This is a genomic window from Rhodoferax sp. (assembly GCF_039922535.1).
Classification (GTDB): Bacteria; Pseudomonadota; Gammaproteobacteria; order Burkholderiales; family Burkholderiaceae_C; genus Rhodoferax_B.
On sequence record NZ_JBDTEM010000248.1, the window covers coordinates 1 to 4,148 of the forward strand.

Below are 4,148 nucleotides of genomic sequence, written 5' to 3' on the forward strand. Positions count from 1 at the left end.
CAGGCCCTGCACCGCCTCGCCCGCCAGGGTGTAAGTGCCCACCGTGGGCGTGTCCAGGCAGCCCAAAATATTCATCAGCGTGGACTTGCCCGAGCCCGAGGTGCCCATGATGGCCACAAAGTCGCCCTCGGCGATGTCCAGCGACACGCCGCGCAGGGCGTGAACGGTATCGCCCCCCATGGCGTAGCTTTTGCCCAGCGCCTGCGCCTGGACGACGGGCATCAGAACGGCACCTTGGGCGCACCTGCGCGGGGCGCTCCGGCCAGCGGGTTACCGACCACCACCGCCGTGCCGTTGCGCAAGGCGCTGTCGGGATCGACCAGCTCGGTGCTGCTGCCGTCGGTGATGCCCAGGCAGACGTTGGTGGCTACCGGCTTGCCCAGCGCGTCCAGCAGGTAGATCCGGCCGCGGCGTGCAGAATTTATGGAAATAGTGCCACTGGCGCAGGTAGCACCTGCGGGAGCAGCTACGGTATTGGTAGCAGCGGCGGTATCGGTAATACGCATGCGCAAGGCGGCGTTGGGTACTTTCAGCACGTCTTGCCGGGTGTCGGTGACCACGCGCACATTGGCTGTCATGCCGGGCAGCAGGCGGCCGTCGGCATTGGCAAAGCGCAGCACTGCCACGTAGGTGACCACATTGGCCACGTTTAGCGCTGCCTTGCGCACCTGGCGCACCTCGCCCTCGAAGGTCTGGCCGGGGAAGGCATCCACGCTGAAGTTGGCCTTTTGCCCCAGGCGGATGCGGCCCACGTCGCTCTCGTCGATGCTGGCCTCGACCTGCATGTCGTGTAGGTTTTGCGCAATCACAAACAGCTCGGGGGCTTGCAGGCTGGCGGCCACGGTCTGGCCGCGCTCGATGGTGCGTTTGATGACGATGCCGCTGACCGGCGAGGTAATGCGGGTGCGGCCCAGGTCAATCCGCGCCTGGCCCAGCATGGCCTCGCGCTGCGCCACGTTGGCCACTGCCGTGGTGATCTGCGCCTGGGTCACGCGGGCCTGGGCCTGGGCCAGCTTGAGCAGTTCGCCGCTGGTGTTCACCAGGGCGCGGGTGCGGTCCACCTCGCTCTGGGCGATGAATTGCTTGTCGGCCAGATCACGTTTGCGGTCATGGTCGCGCTGGGCCTCGGTCAGGTCCACCTGGGCTTTGGAGATGGCGGCCTGGCCCGCCGCCGCGTTGGCCTGCGCCATCAGCACAGCGGCCCGCGCCGCGTCTACATCGGCCTGGGCCGAGCGCACGCGGTATTCAAAAGTCTCTGGGTCCAGCATGGCGATAAGCTGCCCGGCCTTGACCTCGTCATTGAAGTCGGCGTAGAGCTCCTTGATCTGCCCCGACACCTGCGTGCCCACCGACACCTGGGTCACCGGGTTCACCGCACCGCTGGCCGCCACGGTGGCCAGCAGCGGCCCGCGCTCCAGCGCCGCCGTGCGGTACACCGGCTGGTCGGCAGTGCGGCTTTGGGTCCACCACCACGCAGCAGCACCCAGCACGCCTATGGCCGCCAGTCCCCACACCCATCGCTTCATTTTTCGCATGGAGGCGATTGTAGGAACGGGTAGTTACAGAACTTTGCGTGGGGTTACAGAGGTTATTGCCGCCTGCACCCTTTAGACCACGGTGCTCAGGGCCGCCGAAACGCGGTGGGCTGGCGCGACCAGTAGTTGGAAGTCAGCAGGTCCAGCCGCACCTCGCCACCGGTAGACGGCGCGTGCACAAACCGCCCTTCGCCCACATAGATGCCGGCATGCGTGGCCGTGCCGCGCGGGGCGAACACCACCAGGTCGCCGGTGCGCACCGCATCGGCCGGCACGGCCTGGCCCCAGTGGTCCAGGGCGGCCACGGTACGCGGAGCCGGTAGGCCGGCCTGGGACAGGTAGACGTAGCCAATCAGGCCACTGCAGTCAAACCCGGACGCGGGCGTATTGCCGCCATAGCGGTAGGGCGTGCCCACCAGGCTGATGGCGTACAGGGTGACATCGTTGGCCTCGTCCAGCGTCAGCCGCGAAGGGCCCATGGGCGCTACGGTGGCGGTGCGGGACGGCGGCGCGGTGGAGCAGCCTGCCAGCGTAAGCAGCCAAGCCCCCGCGGCCAGCGTGCAGTGCCTGCGTCGGTGTGCGTCCATATGTCTAGTTTAGATAAAAATGGCCTCTAGCGCAGATGCATCATGCACCCATAGCTATCAAAACTACAGCAAAAACAGGATGGCGGCCACCACGGTGGGCAGCGCGGCCCCGGCCAGCAGGCCCAGGGCGCCAATCGACTCATCGTTGAAGCCCTTGCGCAGCAACGCTACCCCGGCCGGATTGGGCGCGTTAGCGATCACCGTCAAACCACCGCCCGCCACGGCACCGGCCACCAGCATGTACTTGGCCGGGTCGCTGATACCCTCAATCAGCGAGCCCAGGTAGGTCAAGGCGGCGTTGTCGGTCAGTGCCGTCAGGCCCAGCGCGCCAAAAAACAGCGCGGTGGGGGCCAGGCTGGAGACGATGGGCTGCAGCCACCACTGCTGCATGCCGCCCAGCACCACCAGACCCGCCAGAAAGAAGCCGACCAGCAAGCCCTCTTTCAAAATCAGCGGGTTCTGGTGCCGTTCGTAGGCCTGGGTGTAGCCGATGAAGAACAGAAACAGGCCGATAAACACCACCGGATGGTGGGCAAACAACACCACCCCGGCCAGAAACGCCAGGTGGATCAGGCTCACCAACACCGGCACCGGCTGGGCCGCCAGCGGCTTGGCGGCGGCCGTGGTCTTGAGGTGCGTACGCAGCAAAAACACCACCACGCTGGCGTTCAGCAGCACCGCGATGCAGGCGCGCCAGCCAAAGGTGCGGGCCATGAAAGCGCTGTCCCAGCTCCAGACGGATGCCACCATCAGCACCGGCGGCGCGGCGTACGAGGTCAGCGTGCCGCCCACCGAGACGTTGACAAACAGCACACCCAAAGCCGCGTATTTGAGCCACTCGGGCAGGCCTTGGCGGAACACCAGCGGCGCCAGAATCAGCGCGGCCAGGGTCATGGCCGCAGGTTCGGTGATCAACGAACCCATCAGCGGCACCAGGGCCAGCCCCAGCCAAGCCATGGCCAACGGGGTGGGCAGCGGCAGCACGCGGGCCAGGCCGGTCAACAACTGCCGCACCAGCTCCAGCACCGGGCGCGAGGCGGCCACCACCATCACCACAAACACAAACAGCGGCTCGGTGTACTGGCGCGACTCGGCATAGGCCAGCGCCTCGGCCCCGCTGCCCAGCACCGCCATCACCACGATCAGCACAAAAGCCCACAGGCCAAACACCACCTCGACTTCGCCCAGGATATGGAACAGCCCGGAGTGGCGTGGATGCCGGTGGGCCAGGGTTTCAAACCACTTCGCGGCAAAGGTGTGCAGCAGCGCCAGCCCGAAAAGGACGGCGGCGGCGATCTGGAGGGTGGTGGATTGCATGGGTGTAAACAAAGCTAATAACGTGCGGCCATTGTCACGCACACCCTATTAACCCTAAAAAACCCTATCTAGAGCTCGGCCAGCGGAATGCCACCGGCCTGCTCGTCGGCCTTTAGCAGGACGATCAGCTCGGCCAGGTCCTGGTCCAGCCGCTGCAAGCTGGCCGCAGGCAGCTTGCCCAAGGCCAGCGGCAGCACCCCGGCAAACGGACCCGGCACCTGGTCCAGTACCGCCAGGCCCGCGGGCAGGATGTGCAACTGCACGTGGCGCCGGTCCTCTGGGGCTTTGTCCATGCGGATCAACGCCTTGCGCAACAGGGTTTTGGCCAGGTTGCTGGCGGTGCTTTGGTGGATGTCCATGCTGTGGGCCAGACCGCCCATCCCGATGGCAGGCTGGTCCCGCACCACACTCAGCGCCCACACCTGCGCGCTGCCCAGGCCCACCTGGTTCTCCACCTGCTGGAAGTGGCTGCGCACCGCGTTGAACACCACCCGAAAACGCCGCAGTACCTGGGCGGTGGTGGCGGGCTGGTCGAGGGTGTCGTGGGACGGCAACATGGCGGGATCATAGAGGCCATTGGACGCTCTGCCCTGTGCAGGGGGCACCCTACAATCCAATATATTGCAGCAAATGTAATTTGTACCTTACCGAGACCCATCTATGCAGCCGCATCCCCGCGTTTTCAAAACCCTCCAACGAGAAGTGGCCG

5 protein-coding genes are annotated in these 4,148 nt (G+C 65.9%); all 5 read right to left on the reverse strand.

The window, feature by feature from the left end; translation table 11 throughout:
- A partial coding sequence (locus tag ABI213_RS11440) for an ATP-binding cassette domain-containing protein (protein ID WP_348027153.1) occupies positions 1-180 on the reverse strand: 180 nt, incomplete at its 3' end.
- A 41-nt stretch (positions 181-221) separates the two neighbouring features.
- The gene (locus tag ABI213_RS11445) at positions 222-1,535 is read right to left on the reverse strand and encodes an efflux RND transporter periplasmic adaptor subunit (RefSeq protein WP_348005037.1); all 1,314 of its coding nucleotides are present in this window, start codon (positions 1,533-1,535) and stop codon (positions 222-224) included.
- A gap of 86 nt (positions 1,536-1,621) precedes the next feature.
- Positions 1,622-2,122, reverse strand: coding sequence for a C40 family peptidase (locus ABI213_RS11450; protein ID WP_348005038.1), 501 nt, complete (start codon positions 2,120-2,122; stop codon positions 1,622-1,624).
- 63 nt (positions 2,123-2,185) lie between these two features.
- Positions 2,186-3,439, reverse strand: coding sequence for a putative Na+/H+ antiporter (locus ABI213_RS11455; protein ID WP_348005039.1), 1,254 nt, complete (start codon positions 3,437-3,439; stop codon positions 2,186-2,188).
- A 68-nt stretch (positions 3,440-3,507) separates the two neighbouring features.
- The gene (locus tag ABI213_RS11460; RefSeq protein ID WP_348005040.1) at positions 3,508-3,996 is read right to left on the reverse strand and encodes a MarR family winged helix-turn-helix transcriptional regulator; all 489 of its coding nucleotides are present in this window, start codon (positions 3,994-3,996) and stop codon (positions 3,508-3,510) included.
- Between the last annotated feature and the right edge of the window lie 152 nt (positions 3,997-4,148).